Source organism: Enterobacter sp. ZOR0014, assembly GCF_000798855.1.
Taxonomy (GTDB): domain Bacteria; phylum Pseudomonadota; class Gammaproteobacteria; order Enterobacterales; family Enterobacteriaceae; genus Enterobacter; species Enterobacter kobei.
Map to the genome: position 1 here is coordinate 1 of NZ_JTLF01000238.1, position 24,610 is coordinate 24,610.

A 24,610-nucleotide genomic window follows, 5' to 3' on the forward strand; every position below is an offset into this window, starting at 1 on the left:
CGGGCCTACGGGTGCAAAATGTAGGCCGGGTAAGGCGTAGCCGCCATCCGGCAATAAAATGCTTAGTTCAGCTTCGCTTTTGAAAAATCACTGCCCATCAGGCTCACGCTGTACCCGGTCACGTTGCTGCGGGTCGCATAGAACGTTTTGCCGTTTGCCAGTGCGATCCACGGCGCCTGCTGGTAGAAAATCTCCTGCGCCTGGCCATAGAGCTTCGCACGCTCAGCCGGATTGCTGGTCAGCTTCGCTTTTTGTACCAGGGAATCATAATCTTTATCGCACCAGCGTGCGGCATTTGACCCGGTTTTAATGCTGTTGCAGCCCAGCAGCACATCGGCAAAATTGTCCGGGTCACCGTTATCGGACATCCAGCCAAACAGTGCGGAATCATGTTCGCCTTTACGCATTCCGGAGAGATATTCGCCCCACTCGTAAGAGACGATTTTTGCCTTTACGCCCACCTTCGCCCAGTCGCTCTGGATCATCTCCGCAATGCGACGCGAGTTTGGATTATACGGACGCTGAACCGGCATTGACCATAGCGTAACGTCTGCGCCCTTCTCCAGCCCGGCCTGCTTCAGCAGCGCTTTCGCTTTTTCCGGATCGTAGCTGTAATCCTTCAGCTCGTTATTAAAGCCCATCATATTGGGTGGGATCGGCGATTTTGCCACCGTCCCCGACCCCATAAAGACCGCGTTAACGATAGCCTTTTTGTCGGTCGCGTAGTTCAGCGCCTGGCGCACCAGCACGTTATCAAACGGTTTTTTCTCGGTGTTAAACGCCAGATAGCCGACGTTCAGCGCATCAACCGAGTGCAGCGTCAGGTCTTTGTTCTTCTTAATCACCTCAAACTGCACCGGAGACGGCGCGGGTATAATCTGGCATTCGTTGGTCTGCAGTTTCGCCAGACGCGTCTCCACATTTGGCGTGATGGAGAAGATCAGATGTTTGGTCGGCACCTCGCCATCCCAGTAGTTCGGATTAGCGACGTAGCGGATCAGTGAATCCACTTTGTACTGCTGCAGCACATAAGGACCGGTACCGATCGGCCAGGTGTCCACGTTTTCAGGCGTACCTTTTTTCAGCATCGCATCGGCGTATTCTGCGGAGAGAATCGAGGCAAAATCCATCCCCCAGTCGGCCAGGAACGCGGCGTTGGGTTCACTCAGGGTGAACTGAACGTGGTAATCGTCGACTTTTTTGACGTCCTGAATCAGCTTATCAAGACCCACGTCGTTAAAGTATTCATAGTTACCCTGGGACACGTTGTGGTACGGATGCTTAGGGTCTTTCTGACGCATAACCGAGAAAATAACGTCATCGGCGTTAAAGTCGCGGGTCGGCTTGAAGTATTTGTTGCTGTTGAACTTCACCCCTTTGCGCAGGGTAAAGGTATAGGTCTTACCGTCCGGTGAAATCGTCCAGGATTCCGCCAGCGACGGAACCGGCGTGTTTTTCACCGGGTCGAAATTGATCAGGCGGTTGTACAGTACCTGAGAACTGGCGACAAAAGAGGGGCCGGAACTGGCGATTTGCGGGTTGAACGACTCGGGTGATGCTTCAGAACAGTAAATTAAGGTGTCGTTGTTTGCCGCCCACGCGGCACCGGCTGGTAAAAGCGCGCTCAGCGCAAGGGCGAGCAGTGTTTTCCCTGTAGACATGGTTATAACCCTGGCAGTTTTATTATATAGGACAGTAATAACAGCACAGCCGTTATGACCTGGCAAATAACGAAACACTATCAGGTTATTCTAAAGCCGCGTTTTTTGCTGGTTTTACGGTCAGCATCCGAAAAGATGATTTGCCTTAAGTGCCATTATCCGTCAAGCACAACCGTCACTTTCTATGCCGCAAGAAATCGGCCCTTTTAGCGTCTCTTCCTCCGTTTGTTTTCTTCCTCGTTTCGTTAAAGTAACGGCGTGAAGAAGTATATGGGATCAAATCGTGGCTAAAACTCTTTTACGCAGCGGTAACCTGGATGATTTTCAGGCCGTGGGCGGCGGCGGACAAGCCGTTTTTGAATCAGCGTTACAAATTCGGGAAGCGCTCCGGTTGCGCAAACAACAGGCTATCGTTGACTGTCTGGCGATTCCGCAGGTCAACGACAGCGGCGACCGCGTGGACTGGTACTCCCCGGTGGAGGGAAACGTCACCAGCTGGAAAGCGGCTGATGAGGACGACCGCTATCGCGCCCTGCGCTATCTGGAAAACACCCTTGCGAGCGTAGAGTCGTTAAGCAAGAAATGCCTTCAGTCGCCGAAAACAGCGCAACAGCTCTTCGGCTCGCTGCTGTCGAAAGCATTTCAGTTCCCTGGGGAAAATTTCGTTTTTCTCGTCGACGGAAAACCGATCCTGTGCTTCTGGGGTTTTGTAAACCTGAATGAAAATGCGCGTGACGATGTCCTCGACTGCCTGCGTGAATCGCTGATCCCTGAGCCCGCCCCTGTTGTGATTGAAGATCCTGAGCCCGAGCCCGAGCGGGTGCCCGAACCGGCCATCACCTTTGAAAAAGCTGACGAGCCGCTGATTGCCCCGGTCGCCGCGATACGGATTACGCCGGAAGACCTGTATGCGCCCGAGCCCGCACCGGTTGTTGCGCAACCTGCGCCTGAACCCGCACCTGTCGTCATCACGAAGAAGCGTCGCGTTCCCCTTTGGACGCTGCCGGTCGCGGCGGTGATCGTTGCCGCTATTGCCGCCCCGCTGATGTGGCCAAAACCGGCCCCTTCTGCAGAGCCCGCGCCTACGCCGGTCCCTGAGCCCGTGGCTATCGCCCCAAAACCGATCAAAGCCGTTGAGCCACTGGCGATGAATTTACCCCTGCATCAGGCTGAGGTGGTGGCGAGCAAAGAAAAAGAGCCTGAACCCGCTCCCGTGGTGATTGTCGCGATCCCGAAAGATGCCATGGTGATGGAGGCCGGTCAGGTGAAAGCCGGATCGACACGCTTCCTGAACGGTACCTGGCGCGCGATTCTCGACGTGAAAGACCCGGTCACCGGCAAGCCACCGTCAATGCGCTATCAAATCCAGAACAATAAAGGTTTCGCCCGCATAGTCCATGGCGACAATATTGTCTGCCGCGCGGAGATCTTCTCCGGGCTACACAGCAATGGTGAGCTGATGATCAAGAGTCGCGGCACGGCCCGCTGCACCGACGGTTCCCGCTACCCGATGCCGGAAGTCGCCTGTAAAGCCGGCACCAGCGATATCGCAGAATGTCGCGCCCGTTATGATGCCAACACCGTCGTCCCCCTGACGTTCAAGAAAGCAGGTGCCTGATCCTATGCTGGTAAATCTTTGCGACTATAAACAAAGCGTTACGCTTATTGCCAACAGCGGCGTGCAATTCCTCGATTTCGGGCTGACGCCGCAGGACACCGCCAGCCACGGGCGCTTCGTACGTAAGACCGCCAACGGCCCTCTTTTACGCCTCGATTTCGATCTGGTTAACGGGCGCTATACCGTGCCGGGAACGCACGGCGGCCAGCCTGAAGTGGTTAAACCGGAAACGACTATCCCGCTGCAGCAGTCCCTTGCGGTGCTGGACGGCGTCTGGCTTCCCGTCCCGTTTCTGCGTTTCAACCCGCCGCGCACCTTTGTGGAGGGGCCGGATAACTGGGCCCGCGTGCAGGTCCGCAAGCTCGACACCCCCGACACCGCAGGCAATACGCACCGCGTGACCCTCGCCCTCGACAGCCAGATTGCGGAACATGCCACCTCCGCGCTATCGCCGGTTGAAAACGATATTCTGAACGGCACCCGTTTCGCGCTGGCCTGGCGCGATAGCGAGGTTGAAAGCTTCCTCGACCAGACCTGGATTGACGGCTGGCTGCGTGAAGCATTTACCCAGTATGCTGACGGCGTTGAAAATCGTTCTGAACGTGACCTGCATCAGGCGATGCGCAGCTTTGAATATCAGGCTCACTGGCTTAACCTGCTGACCATGCTCGGTGAACAGCTCACCGTGCCGGAAGTGAAATTTGTTACCCATACCCTCAGTACGCCAGCGATTCCGGTCGACCTGATCCTCGACGTCGGTAACACTCACACCTGCGGCGTCATTATTGAAGACCACGGCGATGCGAACGATGGACTGCGGCAGACCGCCGAGTTACAGGTTCGTTCATTGAGCGAGCCGCAATTCCTCAATGAGCCTCTGTTTACCAGCCGTCTCGAGTTTTCCGAAGCACGCTTTGGCAAACAGCACTTCTCGGTTGAAAGTGGTCGCGAAGATGCGTTTGTCTGGCCGTCGATCGTTCGCGTGGGTGATGAAGCCCGCAAGCTGGCGATGCAGCGTCTGGGAACCGAAGGGAACAGCGGCATCTCCAGCCCGCGTCGCTATTTGTGGGATGAAACACCGGTGGTGCAGGACTGGCGCTTTAGTCAGATGAACGGCAAAACCCAGCGTGAGCCGCTTGCCACGGCGTTCCCGCTGATGAACCTGATGAACGATGACGGTGAACCGCTGTTTACGTTACCGCAGGACGAGCGACTGCCGGTCTTCTCGCCGCAGTACAGCCGCAGCACCCTGATGACGCATATGCTGTGCGAGCTGCTGGCGCAGGCGCTGGGTCAGATCAACAGCGTCGCCACCCGCCTGCGTCTGGGCTTCCCTGCCTCGCCACGCCAGCTGCGCACCCTGATCCTGACCCTGCCCTCGGCAATGCCAAAGCAGGAGCGCGAGATTTTCCGTCGCCGCATGTTCGAAGCCATCGCCATCGTCTGGAAAGCGATGGGCTGGCACCCGCAGGATGAGGATTTTGCCACCCGCAAACAGCAGGAAAAAAGCGTGGTGCCGGTCCCTGAAATCCAGATGGAGTGGGATGAGGCCAGCTGTGGTCAACTGGTCTGGCTGTATAACGAAGCGATCTCCCATTTTGGCGGCCAGACGGAAGCCTTCTTTGCCTCCCTCGCCCGCACGGATCGTGAGCCTGAGCCGGGTGTGCAGCCCGGCCGCGCATTGCGCGTCGCGTCTATCGACATCGGTGGCGGCACCACGGATATGGCGATCACCCATTATCAACTGGATGACGGCTCCGGTAATAACGTCAAAATCACGCCGCAGCTGCTGTTCCGCGAAGGGTTTAAAGTGGCGGGCGATGATACCCTGCTGGACGTGATTCAGCGCTACGTGCTGCCCGCCCTGCAAACGCAGCTGCAGAAGTCCGGGATTGCGGACGCCTCGCTGCTCATGGCGTCGCTGTTCGGCGACTCCGGGCGTATTGATACCCAGGCCGTGCTGCGCCAGCAAACGGCGCTACAGCTCTTTATGCCGATTGGCCACGCCATTCTTGCCGCGTGGGAATCCAGCGACGTTGACGATCCGCTGGCTGGCCTGCATGCCACCTTTGGCGATCTTCTGCCGCAGAAACCAACCCGCAACGTCATGAATTATCTGCAGCAGGCGATTGATCATGCCCTGCCTGCGGGCTCAGAAGCGTTCGACCTGTTCGCCGTACCGCTGCACGTCAATTTCCGCGAGATGCAGGATGCGATGCTGGCCGGTCAGTTTACGCTGACCTCTCCGCTTCACGCAGTCTGTGAAGCGATTTCCCACTACAGCTGCGATATTCTGCTGATTACCGGTCGCCCTGGCTGCCTGCCAGGCGTTCAGGCGCTGATCCGTCACCTGCAGCCGGTGCCGGTCAATCGCATCGTCTGGCTGGATAAATACCAGGTACATGAGTGGTATCCGTTCAGTCAGCAGGGGCGCATTGGTAACCCTAAATCAACCGCCGCCGTGGGTGCCATGCTGTGCAGCCTGGCGCTCGACCTGCGTCTGCCGCGCTTCAACTTTAAAGCCGCGGACATTGGCGCGTATTCTACCGTGCGTTATCTCGGCGTGCTGGATAACACCGTCAATACCCTGCGTGAGGAAAACGTCTGGTATCAGGATATCGACCTCGATAAGCCGGGCGCAAAACTCGACGCACGCCTGCACTTCCCGCTACGCGGCAACGTCACCCTCGGCTTCCGCCAGCTGGCGAACGCACGCTGGCCTGCCACGCCGCTTTATACGCTCAGCATCAATTCGGCTGAACTGGCGAAAGCGATTGCCGGTGACGGCGTGCTGAACGTGCGGCTTAAGCTCTGCGGCGGCAGCAAGCAGGAAGGTCCTGAGTCCTTTGAACTGAGCGATGCCTGGCTACAGGACGGCACACCGGTAGCGCCTGACGCCTTAACCTTCAAACTGAATACTCTGGCCGATCGCCGACACAGCGGCAGCCACTACTGGATCGACAGCGGGAGCGTATACCTGAAATGACAGCGACGACCACCACCACTCAGGCGTTAATCGGGTGGATTAATGAGACGCGCATGAATGCCCCTGTGCTGGACAACGATGCTGACGCCCTGCTTGCCCGCATCAACGCGGCGCAGGCGCGAGAGCAGGCTATTGAACGTGCCCTGATCCGCCAGAGCAGCATTGGACTTTACGGTCATTCGCAGAGCGCAAAAGCACACCTGCTGCTGTCGCTGTGCGGCAGCGGTAATGGACGGCTAAACGTTACGCCAGGCCAGCGCACCTTTGACTATTTTTCGCATATCAATCCGGGTCATGCCCTGACCAACATGGCCGTCCGCTTTACCCGGGAAAACCGGGAGGTGGTTGATGAGGCGTTTCCGCTACGTCTGAGTCTGATCACCGAGGCCGAACTGGTACAGCTGTTTATTGCCCGCACGACGCTGCATCCGCAGATGCGCGCAGTGGATAAGGCGGTCATTGAGACCCGTCTTGAGAAATGGCGTGGCCTGCGTCAGCCGCAGGGCGTACCGGGTATCACGGCGCAGGAAGTGGGTGCCATCGCCCGCTTCTGGCAGTGCACAATACCCGCTGCGAAACAGCAAATTGATGATGCCCTGTGGTATGAGCTTGCCCAACTGGTGCCTTCACTTGATCTCAGCACCCGGGCAAGCGTCTGGTCGCTGCTGTGGGGTGAGCAACAGGAATTCACCCAACAGTGGCTGAAGCTCGCCCATGTTCTGCACCAGACCAGCCATGCCAGCGAGCTTGCTGCTCCGCTGAGTCTGCTGGTAGATAGCTTTGGCTTGCCGGGTGAAGGGTTCCTGACGCATGGCACCTTAACCCAGCAGGACGCACAGGAGACGCTGCTTCATCCGCTGAATAACGGCGACATGCTCAACGCCATCAGCCTCCCGGTTGACGTGCTGGCCTTCCTGACCCGCGAGCTGGTTCTGCCGGTTGAGAGTGGTGCGCTGGATAACGTTGATATCATTGATATTCCGGTCTTTGAAGACAGCAGTGCCGATCCGTTAGCGCAGGCAAAATGTCAGTGGTTGCTCGACCATTACCGCCAGCAGCTACAGCCTGACGTGCTGGTTATCTGCAATGCGACAGCGCAGCACGAGCAGACGGCCAAAAAAGCAAAAGTGTTAATGAGCTGGGTCAAAGAGACGCAGCCTGCTGAAGAGTCTGCCCTGCCGGGGCTGGTGTGGGCGATTACCCCGCATGACGCCCGCTTTACCACCCGCCAGAATCTTGATGAAGCCGTACAGCATCTGCTCGGTAAACCGGGTTTAAGCTGGGGCACGCTGCAGGCGCTGGATAGCCACAGCATGCAGCGCGTCATTGAGTGGTTGTCTCAGGCCACGCTCCCTGCGCAGCGGCAGAAGCGCCTTGGAACGCTGAAAAGCTTGCTTCGCCAGGAGCTTTCGGCGCTAATGCGCAGTTATCTCGCCCCGCTGGTTGAGGAACCGGCTACCCGACGCGCACAGGCCGAAAACATGGTGCGCACCCTGCAAAGCAGTGCCGCCCGTCACGGCGAGCTGCTTGAAGGATTGATGCCGCCGATGAAAGCGTTTGAAACGCTGCTCGCCGTCCAGCAACCGCGCGAGGAGCAGGTCAATGGGCTATTTACGGATACCATTGATCTGTTTACCGATAACGCCCAGGAAAGTGCTGGTCAGTTCCAGACGAAGGACAAGGCGCGTCTGGCGCACAGAGTATGGATAAATCATCTGCGTCAGTGGAGCCGTAATGAGGCCACGGCCACCCGTCTCGGTCTGGAACCCGCAGTATTACAGCAAATCGCGGATGTTCTGGTGGCCACCAGCTACCGGCTTAATCTGGCGCAACAGCTTCAGCGTATTGTCGAAGCGGATAAGAGCAGCGCAGCGCAACTGCACGCCGTGATGGGCAATTTCGTTGGCTGGCTGGGGTATGACCAAACGCCTTCAGCAGAGCGTCCGGCAAGCCGCATCCGCAAGGGACAGGCTATCTTCGTTACGCCCGTCGTCAGCAGCGCCGCGCCACGTCTGACGCGTCTGGCGGAACAGCCAGTCCATGCGGCCACCGCGTACGTTTACGACTGGCTGGTTGCCCTCTATAGCCGGGCGATAGAGAACATTGATTACCAGCATCCGCATGATATTCAACCTGACGCACGTCAGGCATTACGGGCTTTAATCATGTAGTTGCCTTTCTTGCCGGGTGGCGCTGCGCTTACCCGGCCTACATTCCGCCATAATATCAATACCTTGCAAAATTCATCGTAGGCCCGTGCAAGCGTCGCGCCGCCGGGCGAAACTTTTGCGCACATCACTCCGTCATACACCCGGCTAACGTCTGAGCCAGTGCTGACGGATTTTCCCACGACATAGAATGCCCCGCCGCAGGGATAATTTTTACCTCAACGCCTTTCTGCTTCAGATTATCAACATCGTCGTCAGGCAGAGAATGTTCGCCGAAGATCAGCGTCACCGGGCACGAGAGCGACAGGAATTGCGTTTCCCATACCGGCACAACCCCCTCAACCAGGCTCTTTGCTCCGCGCCAGACTGCATACGGCGCATTGCTTTGCAGACACCCCGCCCACGCTGAGGTTTCTGCGCTGAGCATGGCGTCATAACCCTGTTTCAGAAACTGCTGTTCGGTTTGCGCCGCAATCGAGCGGCTGAACATCCCACCACCCGCGTGAAAATTAGGTTCCGACACCATCAGTCCTTTAACTCGCGTTCCCAGCATCGCCGCCGTTTCAATCGCGATACTGCCGCCCATGCTGTGGCCGTATAACCAGAAGGTATCCAGTTCAAGATGGTCAATCAGCTCTGCCACCACGCGCGCCTGGTCAGTGGTGTGGTAGCTGTAATGCTCGGGTTTATCGCTGTAACCGCTGCCGGGCAAATCAATGAGAATGGCCCGGCGTGTGCCAAACTGAAGGTCACGGACAACGCGGGGATATTCATAGGAAGAGGCACACCCCAGCCCGTGGATGAAGACCACGGGCTCGCCTGAGCCGGGCAAATCATGCCAGCGCACGGTGCAACCCGCCTGCTGCGAGTAAAAACTGTTCATAAGCACTCCTTTTACGATGCACTGTGTATTTATACAGTTATCGAATCAGGAATGCCATGTTCATCTGGAAAAAGTGGAAGCGTGCTTCAGAAAAGCGAGATCAGGAGCGCAACGGGGAAGCTCATCGGCCAGGTCGACCCCACCAGAAACGCGCTGAGCAGGCGGATGCGTTTGCGATCTTTTGAAAGGAACCAGGTAATTAATGCACAGATGGAAGCCATCACTGCGTAAAAAACCAACATCTTTTGATACAACGTCATTCTGTATACCAGAGCCGAAAAAATAACCGCACGCAATATGCGTCATATGTTGATACAGATCAAGTTTTTTCGTTACAGAATAACCACTTAAATATTATGGCTAATAACAATGAAGTAGCTTGCTTAACACCCAGGGCGAAGAAGGAGAATGCCCGGCCGCGCAAGCGGCCAGGCAGGATGGCTTAGTGTTTGATCATCACATGCCTGACGACCGTATAATCCTCAAGCCCGTACACCGACATATCTTTGCCGTAGCCGGATAACTTCATGCCGCCGTGCGGCATTTCGCTCACCAGCATAAAGTGGGTATTCACCCAGGTACAGCCGTACTGCAACCGCGCACTCAGACGATGAGCACGGCCCACGTCTTTGGTCCAGACCGATGACGCCAGGCCATACTGTGAATCATTCGCCCAGGCCAGCACCTGCGCTTCATCGTCAAATTCAGTGACGCTCACCACCGGCCCAAACACTTCGCGCTGAACAATGGCATCGTCCTGTTTTGCCCCCGCCAGCAGGGTCGGCTGGAAGTAGTAGCCAGCCCCCTCCTTTTTGCTTCCGCCCGTCACAACGCTGATATGACCGAGCGCTTTCGCCTGATCGACAGCCTGACAGACGCGTGAAAGGTGAGCGGCCGAGCTGAGCGGCCCCAGTTCAGTAGCGGCATCTTCCGGCGCCCCCATTTTGAGGCTGGCGACCGCAGCACCCAGCTTTTCAACCAGCGCAGGATATATGCCTTTCTGGGCATAAATGCGGCAGGCCGCCGTACAGTCCTGCCCGGCATTGTAGAAACCAAACGTTCGCACCCCTTCGACAACCGCGTCCAGGTCAGCATCATCAAAAACGATCACCGGAGCCTTACCGCCCAGCTCCATGTGGGTGCGCTTAATGGAGGACGCCGTATGGCCGATGATATGCTCGCCGGTGGCAATAGAACCGGTCAGCGACACCATGCGGACTTTGTCATGCCCGGTGAGCGGATCGCCAACCGTCTTACCGCGACCAAATAACACGTTCACAACGCCTGCCGGGAAGATATCTTTCGCCAGTTCTCCCAGTTTTAACGCCGTCAGCGGCGTGATTTCAGAGGGTTTTATCACCACGCAGTTACCGGCAGCCAGCGCGGGTGCCAGCTTCCATGCTGCCATCATCAGCGGGTAGTTCCACGGCGCAATCGATGCAACTACCCCCACCGGATCACGGCGGATCATCGAGGTGTGCCCCTCAAGGTATTCACCTGCGGCCAGACCGTTCAGGCAGCGGGCCGCCCCGGCGAAGAAACGAAACACGTCGACCACCGCCGGAATTTCATCCCCCAGAGCACAGTGGAGCGGCTTCCCGCAGTTGAGCGATTCAAGCCTGGCAAATTCTTCACCCTGCGCCTCAATGGCGTCAGCCAGTTTCAGCAGACATTCCGCACGCGCTTTGGGCGTGGTCTGCCCCCAGTCGATAAAAGCCCCATCGGCGGCCTGAACAGCCGCGTCAACTTGCGCGACAGAGGCTTCAGCAATCTCCAGCAGTACTTCTCCGGTGGCCGGGTTATATACCGGCTGCTTTTCGCCTTGTCCGGCGACCAGTTCACCCTTTATCAGCAGATGTGTTTGCATAGCATTGTCCTGTTCAAATCAATGTTATTTCCCGCTGCCGGCGATGTTCTCGCCATCGCGGGTTAGCCACCAGGCACCCAGAATGGGGAAAGTTGTCACCAGCATGACCAACAGTGCAACAACGTTGGTGACCGGCACGTCGCGAGGACGGCCGAGCTGATTGAGCAACCACAGCGGTAACGTGCGCTCGTGTCCCGCCGTAAAGGTTGTGACGATGATTTCGTCAAACGACAGGGCAAAGGCCAGCATTCCGCCCGCCAGAAGTGCTGAACCCAGATTGGGCAACACCACATAGCGGAAGGTTTGCCACCCGTCGGCCCCGAGATCCATTGACGCCTCCACCAGACTCCAGGAGGTGCGTCTGAACCGGGCAATGACGTTGTTGAACACCACCACCACGCAGAATGTGGCGTGCCCGACAACGATGGTGAAAAAACCCGGTTCAAGGTTGATCGTTTTAAATGCGGTCAGCAGCGCCAGACCGGTAATGATTCCCGGTAAGGCAATGGGCAACAGCAGCAACAGTGAAATGGCGTTTTTGCCAAAAAAGTCGCTTCGCCACAGCGCCGCTGCAGCAAGCGTACCAAGCACCAGGGCAATGGCGGTGGAGAGCGCGGCAATCTGAAGTGACAACGTCACGGATTCAATGATATCGCCACGCCCCGCCGCCACGCTAAACCACTTGAGCGTCAGCCCCTGCGGCGGGAAGCTGAAGGCAGCATCTTCAGTATTAAAGGCGTAGATCGCGATAATCAGCAGCGGGAAGTGCAGAAAGATGACGCCTCCCCATGCCGCCACTTTCAGGAACAACGGTGCGCGTTCAGAGTGCATCGAATGCTCCCAGACGTTTCACGAACGCCAGATAAAGCGAAATCAGCACAATGGGAACCAGCGTAAACGCAGCCGCCATGGGCATATTGCCGATAGCGCCCTGCTGAGCGTAGACCATGTTACCGATGAAATAGCCCGGCGGCCCCACCAGCTGCGGGACGATGAAATCCCCCAGCGTCAGGGAAAAGGTAAATATCGAACCCGCGGCAATTCCCGGGATCGCCAGCGGCAATACAACATAGCGAAAGGTCTGGCGGGGGCGCGCGCCGAGGTCGGCTGAAGCCTGCAGTAACGACGCTGGCAGACGTTCCAGCGCGGCCTGCACGGGCAGGATCATAAACGGCAGCCAGATATAGACAAAGACCAGAAAGCGCCCCAGCCCGGAGGTGGATAACGTGTTACCGCCTATCGCCGGGAGCGTAAGAAGTGAGGTGAGGATCGGTTCCAGCCCCATATGACTGAGAAACCATTGCGCTACACCATCCTTCGCCAGCAACAACGTCCAGGCGTAGGCTTTGACAATGTAGCTCGCCCACATCGGCAGCATCACGGCGATATAGAAGAACGCTTTCCACTTGCCGCGGGTGTAACGCGCCATATACCAGGCCATCGGGAATGCCAGAATGGCGCTGGCCAAAGTGACCGCGATCGCCATCGTTAAGGTGCGCAGGATGATGTCGTAGTTTGCCGGATTGAAGAGCGCCTGAATATTCGCCAGCGTCAGGTCCGGCGTGACCGCCATGGTGAAGTCGTCAAAGGTGTAAAATCCCTGCCACAGCAGGGTCAGCAACGATCCGAAATAGACGATGCCAAACCACATCAGCGGGGCAAGCAGCAGCAGGAACAGGCCGAGCGACGGCTTACGCCAGAACAGTGCCGTCATGCGGCTCAAGCGGCCGTGCGGTGCGGGAGGATGAGCGACACTCATATCCATTTCACCTTTCCTCATGCAGGCGAATCATCGCCTCGCGTGACCACGAGGCCATCACCGCCTGCCCCGGCGCAATGCCGCTCAGCAGCGAGACATCGCTGAGGTTGGCCTGGCTGACCAGCAGTTTGGCCCCCTCGGCAAGCTTCAGTTCCAGGCGCGTGGCGGCTCCCTGATACTGAACGGCCTGCACGATACCCTGAACCTGAACCTCACCGCCCTCGTTCAGGCGAATATGTTCCGGGCGCAGGGAATAGATACCTTCCATGCCGCAAATTTTCTGCGCAAGCGCTGCATCAAAGACGTTGGACGTACCCACAAAACCGGCGACAAACGGCGTGCGCGGACGCATATAGAGATCGCGCGGGGTATCCACCTGCTCGATGCGTCCGTTATTGAATACCGCCACCCGGTCCGACATGGAGAGCGCTTCGCCCTGATCGTGGGTGACGAAAATAAAGGTAATGCCGAGTTCCTGCTGAAGTTTCTTCAGCTCGAATTGCATCTGTTCGCGCAGTTTGAGATCGAGCGCGCCCAGCGGTTCGTCCAGCAGCAGGACGCGCGGTTCATTGACCAGCGCCCGGGCGATGGCGACACGCTGGCGCTGGCCGCCGGAAAGTTGCGAAGGTTTGCGGGCGATGGCAAAGCTCAGCCCCACTTTTTCCAGAGCATCACGCGCCTGGGCATGGCGTTTCTTCTTGTCGACGCCTTTCACCATCAGCCCGTAGGCGACATTATCGAGGATCGACATATGCGGGAACAGCGCATAATCCTGAAAGACGGTATTTACATCCCGCTCCCATGGCGGTAGCGCGCTCGCCTCTTTGCCGAAAATAGAAATCGTGCCGCCTGACAGCTGTTCAAAACCCGCTATCAGGCGCAGGCAGGTAGTTTTGCCGGAGCCCGAAGGCCCCAGCATGGAGAAAAACTCCCCGTCGCGAATGGCAATGGTCACCCCGTCCACCGCCCGCACATCGCCATACAGCCGGGAAACATTGTTAAATTCTACTGCGTACGTCATGTTCTGCTCCCGGGCGATTATCGTCCACCCATGATGGCGATGTAATCCTGCGTCCAGCGGCTGTACGGCACGAATTTGCCACCTTGAGCGGTCGGGGTTTTCCAGAACAGGATTTTGTCGAATTCGTTATAACCGTTTGTTTCACAACCTTTATCACCCAGCAGCGTACTGGCTTTACACCCTTCAGGCACGACGGGCAGTGAGCCGAACCATGCCGCCAGATCGCCCTGCACTTTTGGCGTCAGCGACCAGTTCATCCATTTGTAGGCGCACATCGGGTGTTTTGCCTGGGCGTGGAGCATGGTGGTATCCGCCCAGCCGGTTACCCCTTCTTTCGGGAAGACGGTGGCGATGGGCTGGTTCTCAGCCTTCAGCGCATTTGCCTGATATGGCCAGGCGCTGGAAGCCACAACGCCTTCATTTTTGAAGTCGCTCATCTGGACGGTGGTGTCATGCCAGTAGCGGTGGATCAGGGCATGCTGGTCGCGAAGCACTTTCAGCACCGCGGCATATTGTTCTTCGGTGAGCTGGTAGGGATCGCTGATGCCCAGCTGTGGCTGGGTGGCTTTGACGAACAGCGCCGCATCGGCGATATAAATTGGCCCGTCATATGCCTGCACGCGACCCTGATTGGTTTTACCGTCCGGCAGATCCTGTTTGGTAAAGACCACACTCCAGCTGTCCGGTGGCGTCGGGAAGGTTTTGGTGTTGTACATCAGCAGGTTTGGCCCCCACTGATAGGGTGTACCGTAGACCTTGCCGCCCACGTTAAACCATTCCCCCTTCACAATGCGCGTGTCGAGGGTTTTCCAGTTCGGGATGAGTTCGGGATTTATCGGCTGAACGCGTTTGCCCATGATCAGGCGAAGCGATGCATCGCCTGACGCGGTGACCAGATCGTATCCCCCTTTCGCCATCAGGCTGACCATTTCATCTGACGTGGCCGCCGTTTTCACGTTAACGGCACAACCGGTCTCTTTTTCAAACTGGGTGACCCAGTCATAGTTTTTATCGGTCTGCCCACGCTCGATATAGCCCGGCCAGGCAATAATATCCAGACGACCTTCCCCGTCACCCATCGCCTTAGGTGGTTCTGCGGCGTGCGCTGTCATGATAGTCATGCCGAGCGCGCACAGGCTGCTGCGGGCAAATTTTTTGCTCATAAGAATTACTCCTGTCGCAATGAAATTTAGCGGCAGCCGTGCCGTAAAAATATCTCCCTTATTAAACGTAGACCGCGCAATTGCACCGCACCGTTTGGCTTCAGGAAATTTCATCAAGGTGTGACCGAGGGCGCATTCCCCGTTAACTGGATTATAGACAAGGGGTTAGCGGCGCGAGGCAGTATGCAGATTTCCTATGACCGGGCACTGCGAAATATTCGTAGCGCCGTCATCAGGATAAGAAATGTTTATTTAAATAAGGGGAAAAAGATTATTTCAACATCGTGCTAATTAATTTTCCTAACTGAATCACCGCCTGCTCTTCTCGCTCTCCCCACGCCCAGGAGGTATTAAAACGGAAGAACGGTGTCCATGCGTCAGAGGTGGAAAACATTTTTCCTGGCGCAATGCTGATATGGTGCGTTAAGGCCTTTTCACTCAGCAGCCCGGCATCCAGCTGTGTCGGAAGCTCCAGCCATAAAAAGTAGCCGCTGTCGTTATGGTGAATTTTGACCCCGGCGGGCATATGGCGCAGCAGTGACTGCCAGGCTTGCTGTTTTCGCTCAGCGAGCGTTCGTCGCAGGCGGCGAAGATGGGCGTCGTAGCGTTTAGTCGCCAGGTAGTCCACCAGCGCAAGCTGCATAGGGGAGCTGGTCGATAACGTGCTCATCAGTTGCAACTGCTGAATGCGTCGCGCATGTTTTCCGGCCGCCACCCAGCCGATACGAAATCCCGCCACCAGACATTTTGAAAAAGAGGAGCAGTGAAGCGTCATGTCGTCCCGATCCCAGGCTTTTGCCGGAAGCGGTTTTTCGCGGCCGAAATAGAGCTCGCTGTATACATCGTCCTCAATCAGGGTGACGTTATGCTTTGTCAGGAGGGCGACCAGACGAGCTTTTTTCTCTGCACTTAGCGTAAAACCAAGCGGATTCTGGCCGTTGGTCATCAGCCAGCAGGCTTTTACCGGATAGTCATTCAGCGCCTGTTCAAGGGCGTTCAGGTCTATCCCCTCCCGGACGTCCGTGGCGACCGACAACGCTTTGAGCTTCAGGCGTTCCAGCGCCTGCAGCGCGCCATAAAAGCAGGGGTTTTCGACAATCACCCAGTCGCCAGGCTCCGTCACCGCCTGCAAACTCAGGTTCAGCGCTTCGAGCGCGCCTGCGGTAATGACAATTTCGTCCGGCGAGATGTTCATCCCCTGCTGCGCATAGCGGCGCGCAATGGCGTGGCGGAGTTCAGCGTTACCCGGCGGCAGGTTTTCAATCACGCTCATCGCAGTCGCCGTTTTGCTGACGTTAGCCAGCGAGCGGTTGAGCTGCTGAAGCGGGAAAAGCCGGGGATCGGGAAAGGCGGATGCGAAAGGAACGACAGACGGATCGCGGCTGGCCTGAAGGACATCGAAGATATAGGTGTTGATATCCACCGCTTCGTCACGCATCACCTGGGCAGGCGGCACAGGCTGGTGCGTGGTCGGGCGGGAGGCAACGTAATAGCCCGATTGTGGCCTGGCGACAATGCGTCCCTGACTTTCCAGCATCTGATACGCGTGGCCAACGGTCATGAAACTCATGCCGCTGCTCGCCACCTGCTCTCGCAGGGAAGGCAGTTTATCGCCCGGCAGCCATACGCCAAGCTCAATTTGCGAGATAATTTGTTGCGCCAGACGCTGGTATTTTTTCATCAGATTCTCCTTATTGCCGACAGTGTATATCAGCAGGAGAAAAAGAGAAGATTTTGCTAACTGTTATGAAAAACCGGGTAGATTACTTACGGTACTCGGTGGTGTGATTCATCGCGGAACGCGCAGCAGCGAGGTGGTCGAGCGTGATCATCGACGATTTGCAAAAAATGCATTTTGCGCCGAATGGGTTTTTCTCAGACACATCAAAGACTGAAGTGCGGTACTGCGAGCCATGACAGCATGGGCAGCGGAAATGGATATAAGAAGTCATAGGATTCTCCTGTTAACGTAAAAACGTAAATTACTAATGGGCCGATTGGGCAATATTGGTTTTAAACAAAACGAATCGGAATGTAGATAAAGACCCAAGAGAGGCTGCGGAGAGGCACAACGTGATGAGAACTGCTTTATAAAACTACGTCAGATATTTTTTTGGACTCAAAACCAGAAATCCATTAACGCATGTTGCTGACGGCAAAGCAAGCGGATTGATGCGTAAAATTCATAAAAATAATTTTTTTATTCCGTAACGGTAATCTATATCAGTTTGTAAAAGCGGGAGTCTGAATCAAACTGTTATGGTTAAAATTCGCTGTTCTGCGTCTGATAGTCCGATCTCTGCGCCTATACCATAACAACACACCGTTTGACATTGAGGCTGTGCATGTTTGGTTTGGATGCTTTTCACCTTGCGCGGATACAGTTTGCCTTTACCGTATCCTTTCACATTATTTTCCCGGCAATCACCATCGGCCTGGCAAGCTATCTTGCCGTGCTCGAAGGATTATGGCTGAAAACAAAAAATCCGGTCTGGCGCTCGCTTTACCATTTCTGGTCGAAGATTTTTGCCGTTAACTTTGGCATGGGCGTAGTCTCCGGCCTGGTCATGGCCTACCAGTTTGGCACCAACTGGAGCGGCTTTTCACAGTTTGCGGGCAGTATTACCGGCCCACTCCTGACCTACGAAGTGCTTACCGCCTTCTTCCTTGAGGCCGGTTTCCTCGGCGTGATGCTGTTCGGCTGGAAGAAAGTCGGACCGGGACTGCACTTCTTCTCCACCTGCATGGTGGCGCTGGGGACTATTATCTCCACCTTCTGGATCCTCTCTTCGAATAGCTGGATGCAGACCCCGCAGGGCTATGAGATTGTCAACGGCCAGGTGGTGCCGGTGGACTGGTTCGCTGTGGTGTTCAACCCCTCCTTCCCTTACCGCCTGCTGCATATGTCGATCGCCGCGTTCCTCAGTAGCGCCCTGTTTGTTGGTGCATCCGCAGCATGGCATTTGCTGCGCGGGAATAATAATCCTGCGATCCGCGCAATGTTTTCAATGGCACTGTGGATGACGCTGATTGTCGCTCCCCTCCAGGCTATGGTTGGTGATATGCATGGGTTGAATACTTTAAAGCATCAGCCCGCCAAAATTGCCGCCATTGAGGGCCACTGGGAAAACCCACCGGGTGAGCCGACCCCGTTGCTGCTGTTTGGCTGGCCTGACATGGAGCAAGAGCGCACCCGCTTTGGTCTGGAGATCCCGGCGCTGGGAAGTCTTATCCTGACGCACAGCCTGGATAAACAGGTCCCAGCCCTTAAGGAGTTCCCGAAAGAAGATCGCCCAAACTCGACCATCGTCTTCTGGTCATTCCGCATCATGGCGGGCTTAGGCATGCTGATGTTGCTGCTTGGGGTGATGGCGCTCTGGTTGCGCTACAAAAAACGCGTTTATTCATCCCGCCCGTTCCTGTGGTTTGCCCTGTTAATGGGCCCATCCGGGCTGATTGCGATTCTGGCAGGCTGGGTCACCACCGAAGTGGGCCGCCAGCCGTGGGTGGTCTATGGACTCCAGCGAACGAAGGATGCGGTATCAGCCCACGGCGATCTGCATATGAGCGTGAGTTTGCTGGCCTTCTTCGTCGTCTACACCTCGGTGTTCGGCGTCGGCTACAGCTATATGGTTCGCCTCATCAAAAAAGGCCCGCAGCCACACGAATCTTTCGCCACCGCGTCCGATGGACGTCCTGCACGCCCGCTTTCAGCCGTCACTACTGAACATAAGGAGCAGCCGTAATGGGTATCGATCTTTCCATTATTTGGTTTGTGATCATCGTCTTTGCCACGCTGATGTATATCGTCATGGACGGCTTTGATCTGGGGATCGGGATGTTGTTCCCCGCAACGCCAAACGCTGACGATCGTGATGTGATGGTCAACAGCGTCGCGCCGGTATGGGACGGCAATGAGACCTGGCTGGTGCTTGGCGGCGCCGCCCTGTTCGGCGCATTCCCGCTGGCGTATGCGGTGATCATTGATGCCCTCACCATTCCGCTGACATTAATGCTGATCGGACTTATTTTCCGCGGGGTGGCATTCGAGTTTCGTTTTAAAGCCACGCCCGCCCACCGCCCCTTCTGGGATAAAGCGTTTATTGGCGGTTCCATTCTGGCAACGTTTACCCAGGGCGTGACGGTGGGCGCCGTCATTAACGGTTTTACCGTGACAGGCCGAACGTATACGGGTGGTCCGTTTGACTGGTTTACCGCATTTAACCTGTTCTGCGGTGCGGGTCTGATGGTGGCCTACGCGTTGCTGGGATCGACGTGGCTGGTAATGAAAAGCGAAAATGCGCTGCAGCAAAGGATGCGGGCGTTATCCAAAACGTTACTGATTATCCTGCTGGCATTTATTGCGGCGATCAGCCTCTGGACGCCGCTTGCCCACCCGGCCATTGCCGCACGCTGGTTTACGCTGCCGAATCTGTTTTATCTGTTGCCGGTTCCTGCGCTGGTCGTGATTTTTAGCCTGTGTCAGTGGCGCTGCCTGAATAATCCTGACAGCCATAACCGTCCGTTTATCCTGACGTTAGGGCTGATATTCCTTGGTTTTAGCGGGCTTGGGATCAGCATCTGGCCGCATATTATTCCGCCATCCATCACCTTGTGGCAGGCCGCTGCGCCAACGCAAAGCCAGGGCTTTATGCTGGTGGGTGCGCTGTTGATCATCCCCGTCATTCTGGTCTACACCTTCTGGAGTTACTACGTATTTCGCGGCAAAGTTCAGCATGGGGAGGGTTATCACTGATGCAACAACCGGTCTGGAAAAGAGTGTTGTGGCTGGCCATTATCTGGGGCGGCAGCGTACTGGCGCTGGCTGCGGTCAGTATGCTCTTTCGCATATTGATGACGGCAGCCGGGTTTAAATCTCATTAATCGTCATTCCGGGCAACCGCTGCGTTGCCCGGCTCTCCCCGCACTTTCAGATAAACCCCATTAACGCACGTCAGCGTATCGTTACACTGGTAAAAGATTCACAGTATTTATTATTTGAGAACAAAAATGAAAAAGCTCATTGCGTTAAGTGTTATCAGTCTTGTCCTGACCGGCTGCGTTAATCCGGGCAAAGCGTCCGTTCAGCCAGAGCAGCTGAAGAACCATCGTTTTGTACTGGAAAATGTGGATGGCAAAGCCGTGAAGGGCATGACAACACCACCTGAGATCAGTTTTAACGCGCTGCCCGCTTTGAACCTGGTAGATAACATCAGCGTGTCTGGCACGATGTGTAACCGCTTCAACGGACAGGGGAAATTGTCCGAAGGTGAGCTGACAGTGAAAACGCTGGCAATGACGCGCAAACTCTGTACTGAACCGCAGCTTAACGAACTTGATCACACCCTCGGCGACATGCTGCGCAAAGGGGCGCAGGTCGACCTGACGGAAGACCAGTTAACGCTGGCGACCGCCGACAAAACGCTGATGTTTAAACGTGTTGACTGATCAGTAATTACCGCAGCTTCCAACGGCAAGCGACTGTTCACTGCAGCGTTTGCCGTTTGGCAATGCGCACATCCCAATAGCTGAACCATCAAGCTGGCGGGCAACCGACAGCGAGCCGCCAATCATGGCACAGTTGGCTTGTCCTGAGCTGGACATTGACGCTCTCATTCCTGGCGCTACGTGAGCCGCCGTCGCCTGCTGAACAGGCTCACTGCTACATGCCGACAATAATAATGCGGCACACCCAATCAAAAATGCTGAACGCATGCTCTCTCCCCCTTAAATAATGCGAAACCTATGCATAATAGGCATCACCTCCCGTGTCGTCGAGAGCGGATGTGCGTATTTATGCGCTACTGAAACAATTTCTCGCAATTTTTTTACCCTTTAGTTGATCTACTCATTGATGACGAGAATATCGAGGACACAAAAGCGAAAATCGTAAAACCCCCTGTTTGCTAGACTAAAGAGATAATATTCAAGGCTTGTCGTCTTATGACAGGCCCTCTTTTTTGCGCAATGTAAGGGTGTCGTCCTATGCAAACTATTGACGGTAATGGTGCAGTTGCCTCAGTCGCGTTTCGCACCAGCGAAGTTATCGCCATCTACCCGATTACGCCAAGCTCGACCATGGCGGAACAGGCGGATGCCTGGGCGGGAAACGGGGTAAAAAACGTCTGGGGTGATGTCCCGAGAGTGGTTGAAATGCAGTCTGAAGCGGGAGCGATCGCTACGGTTCATGGTGCGCTGCAGACAGGCGCGCTCTCCACGTCGTTTACCTCCTCACAGGGATTGTTGTTGATGATCCCGACGCTGTACAAACTCGCCGGCCAGCTGACCCCCTTCGTCCTGCACGTCGCCGCACGTACCGTTGCGACCCATGCGCTCTCCATCTTTGGCGATCACTCCGACGTGATGGCCGTGCGTCAGACAGGCTGCGCCATGCTCTGCGCCAGCAGCGTTCAGGAAGCACAAGATTTTGCGTTGATTTCGCATATCGCCACGCTTAAAAGCCGCGTTCCGTTTATCCACTTCTTTGATGGTTTCCGCACGTCTCACGAAATCAACAAAATCGTCCCGCTGGCGGACGATACGATCCTTACTCTTTTGCCGCAGGCGGAAATCGACGCGCATCGCGCCCGTGCCCTTAACCCGGAACACCCGGTAATTCGAGGGACATCAGCCAATCCGGACACCTATTTCCAGTCCCGTGAAGCCACGAATCCGTGGTACAACGCGGTTTATGACCACGTCGAGCAGGCAATGAATGATTTTGCCGCCGCGACCGGGCGCACGTACAAGCCGTTCGAATACTACGGCCATCCGCAGGCTGAACGCGTGATTGTGCTAATGGGTTCCGCCATCGGCACCTGTGAAGAGGTGGTTGACGAGCTGCTGACCCGTGGAGAAAAGGTCGGCGTACTTAAAGTGCGTCTGTATCGCCCGTTCTCGGCCAAACATCTGCTCTCTGCCCTGCCGGAAAGCGCGCGTACGGTGGCGGTGCTCGACCGAACCAAAGAGCCTGGGGCGCACGCTGAACCGCTTTACCTGGACGTCATGACCGCCCTGGCAGAAGCCTTTAACCAGGGCGAGCGTGAAACACTTCCGCGGGTGATCGGCGGTCGCTATGGCTTATCCTCCAAAGAGTTCGGGCCGGAGTGCGTGCTGGCGGTATTTAATGAACTGCGGGAAGCAAAACCCAAACCGCGCTTTACGGTGGGTATCTATGATGATGTCACGAACCTGTCCCTGCCGTTGCCGGAAAATACGCTGCCTTCAACCGCCAAACTTGAAGCACTGTTTTACGGCCTGGGCAGCGATGGCAGCGTCTCGGCGACCAAAAATAACATCAAGATCATCGGTAACTCGACCCCGTGGTATGCGCAGGGTTACTTCGTCTACGACTCCAAAAAAGCGGGTGGCCTGACCGTTTCCCACCTGCGCGTCAGCGAGCACCCTATCCGCTCGGCCTACCTGATTTCTCAGGCCGACTTTGTTGGCTGCCACCAGCTGCAGTTTATCGACAAATACCAGATGGCGGAGCGCCTGAAGCCAGGCGGTATTTTCCTCCTCAATACGCCGTATAGCGCGGATGAGGTCTGGGCGCGTCTGCCGCAGGAAGTACAGACGGTCCTGAACCAGAAAAATGCCCGATTCTATGTGGTCAACGCGGCAAAAATTGCCCGCGAATGTGGCCTGGCTGCACGTATCAATACCGTGATGCAGATGGCCTTCTTCCATCTGACCCAAATCCTGCCGGGCGACAGCGCACTGGTAGAGTTGCAGGGCGCGATCGCCAAAAGCTACAGCAGCAAGGGACAGGAGCTGGTAGAGCGTAACTGGCAGGCGCTGGCGCTGGCGCGCGAGTCGCTGTCCGAGGTGCCGCTGCAGCCGGTGAATGACGCCAGTCCGAACCGTCCTCCGGTGGTCTCTGATGCGGCGCCTGATTTCGTTAAGACCGTAACGGCAGCCATGCTGGCCGGGCTGGGTGACGCCCTGCCCGTCTCCGCGCTGCCGCCTGATGGAACCTGGCCGATGGGTACCACGCGCTGGGAAAAGCGCAATATCGCCGAAGAAATCCCGATCTGGAAAGAAGAGCTGTGCACGCAATGCAACCACTGCGTCGCGGCCTGCCCGCACTCGGCCATTCGTGCCAAGGTCGTGTCACCGGAAGCGATGGAAGACGCACCGGCCAGCCTGCACTCGCTGGATGTAAAATCCCGCGATATGCGCGGACAGAAATACGTTCTGCAGGTCGCGCCGGAAGATTGCACCGGCTGTAACCTCTGCGTTGAGGTCTGCCCGGCGAAAGACAGGCAGAACCCGGACATTAAAGCAATCAACATGATGTCGCGCCTGGAGCACGTTGAAGAAGAGAAAGAGAACTATGACTTCTTCCTGAATCTGCCGGAAATCGATCGCAGCAAACTGGAACGGATTGATATTCGGACTTCGCAGCTCATCACGCCGCTGTTCGAATACTCTGGTGCCTGTTCCGGCTGCGGTGAAACGCCGTATATCAAACTGCTTACTCAGTTGTATGGCGACCGGATGTTGATTGCTAACGCCACCGGCTGCTCGTCCATCTACGGCGGTAATTTGCCCTCTACGCCTTATACCACCGATGAAAAGGGTCGCGGTCCGGCCTGGGCAAACTCACTATTTGAGGATAACGCCGAGTTTGGCCTGGGCTTCCGCCTCACCGTTGATCAACACCGCGCGCGAGTGATGCGCTTGCTGGAGCAGTTCGCCGGGCAAATTCCTGCCGAACTGAATGCCGCGCTTCACGCCGAAGCGACACCCGACGTGCGTCGCGAGCAGGTGGCAGCGTTGCGTCACGCCCTTCAGGGGGTCGCGGGTGCAGAGCAGTTGCTGACCGACGCTGACGCGCTGGTCGAAAAATCCATCTGGTTGATTGGCGGCGACGGCTGGGCTTACGACATCGGCTTTGGCGGGCTGGATCACGTCCTGAGCCTCACCGAGAACGTCAACATCCTGGTGCTGGATACGCAGTGTTATTCCAATACGGGTGGGCAGGCGTCGAAAGCCACACCGCTGGGCGCCGTCACGAAATTTGGTGAACACGGTAAGCGCAAAGCACGCAAGGATCTCGGCGTGAGTATGATGATGTACGGCCACGTTTACATCGCGCAAATCTCGCTCGGCGCGCAGCTTAACCAGACGGTGAAAGCGATTCAGGAAGCAGAAGCCTATCCCGGCCCATCGCTAATCATTGCCTACAGCCCGTGCGAAGAGCATGGCTACGATCTGGCGCTCAGCCACGATCAGATGCGTCAACTGACGGCGACCGGCTTCTGGCCGCTGTACCGGTTCGATCCGCGCCGTTCGGACGAGGGGAAATTACCGCTGGCGCTGGATTCGCGTCCGCCGTCAGATGCGCTGGCAGAGACGCTGATGCAGGAGCAGCGCTTCCGTCGCCTCAATGCGCAACAGCCTGAGGTGGCGGAACAACTCTGGAAAGACGCCGCTGCCGATCTGCAAAAACGGTATGACTTCCTGGCACAGCTGGCCGGGA

At 56.4% G+C, this 24,610-nt stretch carries 19 protein-coding genes; 8 read left to right on the forward strand and 11 right to left on the reverse strand.

The window, feature by feature from the left end; genetic code table 11:
• Positions 1 to 62: 62 nt before the first annotated feature.
• Positions 63 to 1,661, reverse strand: coding sequence for an ABC transporter substrate-binding protein (locus tag L977_RS12435; protein ID WP_047625847.1), 1,599 nt, complete (start codon positions 1,659 to 1,661; stop codon positions 63 to 65).
• A 283-nt stretch (positions 1,662 to 1,944) separates the two neighbouring features.
• On the opposite strand from L977_RS12435, the gene L977_RS12440 reads away from it, so the two are divergent.
• From L977_RS12440 to L977_RS12450, 3 genes are read left to right on the forward strand one after another with little or no spacing between them, the layout of a single operon-like run.
• Positions 1,945 to 3,279: an SrfA family protein gene (locus L977_RS12440; protein WP_047625848.1), complete on the forward strand. Its 1,335-nt coding sequence runs from the start codon at positions 1,945 to 1,947 to the stop codon at positions 3,277 to 3,279.
• 4 nt (positions 3,280 to 3,283) lie between these two features.
• Complete coding sequence (locus tag L977_RS12445; protein ID WP_023330500.1) at positions 3,284 to 6,265, forward strand: virulence factor SrfB; 2,982 nt, start codon at positions 3,284 to 3,286, stop codon at positions 6,263 to 6,265.
• Positions 6,262 to 8,436, forward strand: coding sequence for a virulence factor SrfC family protein (locus L977_RS12450; protein ID WP_047625849.1), 2,175 nt, complete (start codon positions 6,262 to 6,264; stop codon positions 8,434 to 8,436). The genes L977_RS12445 and L977_RS12450 overlap by 4 nt, the downstream gene beginning before the upstream one ends.
• A 124-nt stretch (positions 8,437 to 8,560) precedes the next feature.
• Here the strand turns inward: L977_RS12450 and L977_RS12455 are convergent, their stop codons facing one another.
• The 9 genes from L977_RS12455 to ymcF all read right to left on the reverse strand — a co-directional run bounded on the left by L977_RS12455 (position 8,561) and on the right by ymcF (position 17,078).
• Positions 8,561 to 9,316, reverse strand: coding sequence for an alpha/beta fold hydrolase (locus L977_RS12455; RefSeq protein WP_047625851.1), 756 nt, complete (start codon positions 9,314 to 9,316; stop codon positions 8,561 to 8,563).
• 86 nt (positions 9,317 to 9,402) lie between these two features.
• Positions 9,403 to 9,576 (reverse strand): GhoT/OrtT family toxin, encoded by a 174-nt coding sequence (locus L977_RS23210; protein WP_014883956.1) that lies wholly within the window; start codon positions 9,574 to 9,576, stop codon positions 9,403 to 9,405.
• Positions 9,577 to 9,758: 182 nt separating this feature from the next.
• Positions 9,759 to 11,183 carry an aminobutyraldehyde dehydrogenase gene (gene patD, locus L977_RS12460; RefSeq protein ID WP_047625853.1) on the reverse strand — a complete coding sequence of 475 codons (1,425 nt, stop codon included), beginning with the start codon at positions 11,181 to 11,183 and terminating at the stop codon, positions 9,759 to 9,761.
• A gap of 24 nt (positions 11,184 to 11,207) precedes the next feature.
• Entirely contained in the window at positions 11,208 to 12,014 is an 807-nt protein-coding gene (locus L977_RS12465) for an ABC transporter permease (RefSeq protein WP_045135193.1), read from the reverse strand.
• On the reverse strand, positions 12,004 to 12,948 hold the full coding sequence (locus tag L977_RS12470) for an ABC transporter permease (RefSeq protein ID WP_032636346.1): 945 nt from the start codon (positions 12,946 to 12,948) through the stop codon (positions 12,004 to 12,006). Before L977_RS12470 ends, L977_RS12465 begins: the two co-directional genes overlap by 11 nt.
• Before the next feature lies 1 nt (position 12,949).
• The gene (locus L977_RS12475) at positions 12,950 to 13,963 is read right to left on the reverse strand and encodes an ABC transporter ATP-binding protein (protein ID WP_014883960.1); all 1,014 of its coding nucleotides are present in this window, start codon (positions 13,961 to 13,963) and stop codon (positions 12,950 to 12,952) included.
• A 17-nt stretch (positions 13,964 to 13,980) separates the two neighbouring features.
• Complete coding sequence (gene ydcS / locus L977_RS12480; protein WP_023330505.1) at positions 13,981 to 15,126, reverse strand: putative ABC transporter substrate-binding protein YdcS; 1,146 nt, start codon at positions 15,124 to 15,126, stop codon at positions 13,981 to 13,983.
• A 271-nt stretch (positions 15,127 to 15,397) separates the two neighbouring features.
• On the reverse strand, positions 15,398 to 16,807 hold the full coding sequence (locus tag L977_RS12485; RefSeq protein ID WP_047625854.1) for an aminotransferase-like domain-containing protein: 1,410 nt from the start codon (positions 16,805 to 16,807) through the stop codon (positions 15,398 to 15,400).
• A gap of 82 nt (positions 16,808 to 16,889) precedes the next feature.
• Positions 16,890 to 17,078 (reverse strand): cold shock small protein YmcF, encoded by a 189-nt coding sequence (gene ymcF / locus L977_RS12490; protein WP_023330507.1) that lies wholly within the window; start codon positions 17,076 to 17,078, stop codon positions 16,890 to 16,892.
• A 393-nt stretch (positions 17,079 to 17,471) separates the two neighbouring features.
• Here ymcF and L977_RS12495 point away from each other — a divergent pair, with 393 nt between their 5' ends.
• The 4 genes from L977_RS12495 to hslJ all read left to right on the forward strand — a co-directional run bounded on the left by L977_RS12495 (position 17,472) and on the right by hslJ (position 20,574).
• A complete protein-coding gene (locus L977_RS12495; RefSeq protein WP_014883967.1) occupies positions 17,472 to 18,872 on the forward strand; it encodes a cytochrome ubiquinol oxidase subunit I in 1,401 nt (466 codons plus the stop codon).
• Entirely contained in the window at positions 18,872 to 19,882 is a 1,011-nt protein-coding gene (gene cydB / locus L977_RS12500) for a cytochrome d ubiquinol oxidase subunit II (protein WP_047625856.1), read from the forward strand. The genes L977_RS12495 and cydB overlap by 1 nt, the downstream gene beginning before the upstream one ends.
• Positions 19,882 to 20,010 (forward strand): DUF2474 domain-containing protein, encoded by a 129-nt coding sequence (locus L977_RS23215; protein WP_023330509.1) that lies wholly within the window; start codon positions 19,882 to 19,884, stop codon positions 20,008 to 20,010. The genes cydB and L977_RS23215 overlap by 1 nt, the downstream gene beginning before the upstream one ends.
• Before the next feature lie 126 nt (positions 20,011 to 20,136).
• Positions 20,137 to 20,574: a heat shock protein HslJ gene (hslJ, locus tag L977_RS12505; protein WP_014883970.1), complete on the forward strand. Its 438-nt coding sequence runs from the start codon at positions 20,137 to 20,139 to the stop codon at positions 20,572 to 20,574.
• On the opposite strand, the gene L977_RS12510 is transcribed toward hslJ, so the two are convergent.
• Complete coding sequence (locus L977_RS12510; protein ID WP_023330510.1) at positions 20,575 to 20,841, reverse strand: putative hemolysin; 267 nt, start codon at positions 20,839 to 20,841, stop codon at positions 20,575 to 20,577.
• Positions 20,842 to 21,111: 270 nt separating this feature from the next.
• Here L977_RS12510 and nifJ point away from each other — a divergent pair.
• A partial coding sequence (gene nifJ / locus L977_RS12515; protein ID WP_047625858.1) for a pyruvate:ferredoxin (flavodoxin) oxidoreductase occupies positions 21,112 to 24,610 on the forward strand: 3,499 nt, incomplete at its 3' end.

What these genes read in the sequence shown, in the direction of transcription:
- L977_RS12510 (WP_023330510.1), bottom strand. Translation starts at nt 20,841, where the DNA reads ATGCGTTCAGCATTTTTGATTGGGTGTGCCGCATTATTATTGTCGGCA.
- L977_RS12495 (WP_014883967.1), top strand. Translation starts at nt 17,472, where the DNA reads ATGTTTGGTTTGGATGCTTTTCACCTTGCGCGGATACAGTTTGCCTTT.
- L977_RS12475 (WP_014883960.1), bottom strand. Translation starts at nt 13,963, where the DNA reads ATGACGTACGCAGTAGAATTTAACAATGTTTCCCGGCTGTATGGCGAT.
- L977_RS12435 (WP_047625847.1), bottom strand. Translation starts at nt 1,661, where the DNA reads ATGTCTACAGGGAAAACACTGCTCGCCCTTGCGCTGAGCGCGCTTTTA.
- L977_RS12485 (WP_047625854.1), bottom strand. Translation starts at nt 16,807, where the DNA reads ATGAAAAAATACCAGCGTCTGGCGCAACAAATTATCTCGCAAATTGAG.
- L977_RS23210 (WP_014883956.1), bottom strand. Translation starts at nt 9,576, where the DNA reads ATGACGTTGTATCAAAAGATGTTGGTTTTTTACGCAGTGATGGCTTCC.
- ymcF (WP_023330507.1), bottom strand. Translation starts at nt 17,078, where the DNA reads ATGACTTCTTATATCCATTTCCGCTGCCCATGCTGTCATGGCTCGCAG.
- patD (WP_047625853.1), bottom strand. Translation starts at nt 11,183, where the DNA reads ATGCAAACACATCTGCTGATAAAGGGTGAACTGGTCGCCGGACAAGGC.
- L977_RS12455 (WP_047625851.1), bottom strand. Translation starts at nt 9,316, where the DNA reads ATGAACAGTTTTTACTCGCAGCAGGCGGGTTGCACCGTGCGCTGGCAT.
- hslJ (WP_014883970.1), top strand. Translation starts at nt 20,137, where the DNA reads ATGAAAAAGCTCATTGCGTTAAGTGTTATCAGTCTTGTCCTGACCGGC.
- L977_RS12450 (WP_047625849.1), top strand. Translation starts at nt 6,262, where the DNA reads ATGACAGCGACGACCACCACCACTCAGGCGTTAATCGGGTGGATTAAT.
- L977_RS23215 (WP_023330509.1), top strand. Translation starts at nt 19,882, where the DNA reads ATGCAACAACCGGTCTGGAAAAGAGTGTTGTGGCTGGCCATTATCTGG.
- L977_RS12465 (WP_045135193.1), bottom strand. Translation starts at nt 12,014, where the DNA reads ATGCACTCTGAACGCGCACCGTTGTTCCTGAAAGTGGCGGCATGGGGA.
- cydB (WP_047625856.1), top strand. Translation starts at nt 18,872, where the DNA reads ATGGGTATCGATCTTTCCATTATTTGGTTTGTGATCATCGTCTTTGCC.
- L977_RS12470 (WP_032636346.1), bottom strand. Translation starts at nt 12,948, where the DNA reads ATGGATATGAGTGTCGCTCATCCTCCCGCACCGCACGGCCGCTTGAGC.
- L977_RS12445 (WP_023330500.1), top strand. Translation starts at nt 3,284, where the DNA reads ATGCTGGTAAATCTTTGCGACTATAAACAAAGCGTTACGCTTATTGCC.
- ydcS (WP_023330505.1), bottom strand. Translation starts at nt 15,126, where the DNA reads ATGAGCAAAAAATTTGCCCGCAGCAGCCTGTGCGCGCTCGGCATGACT.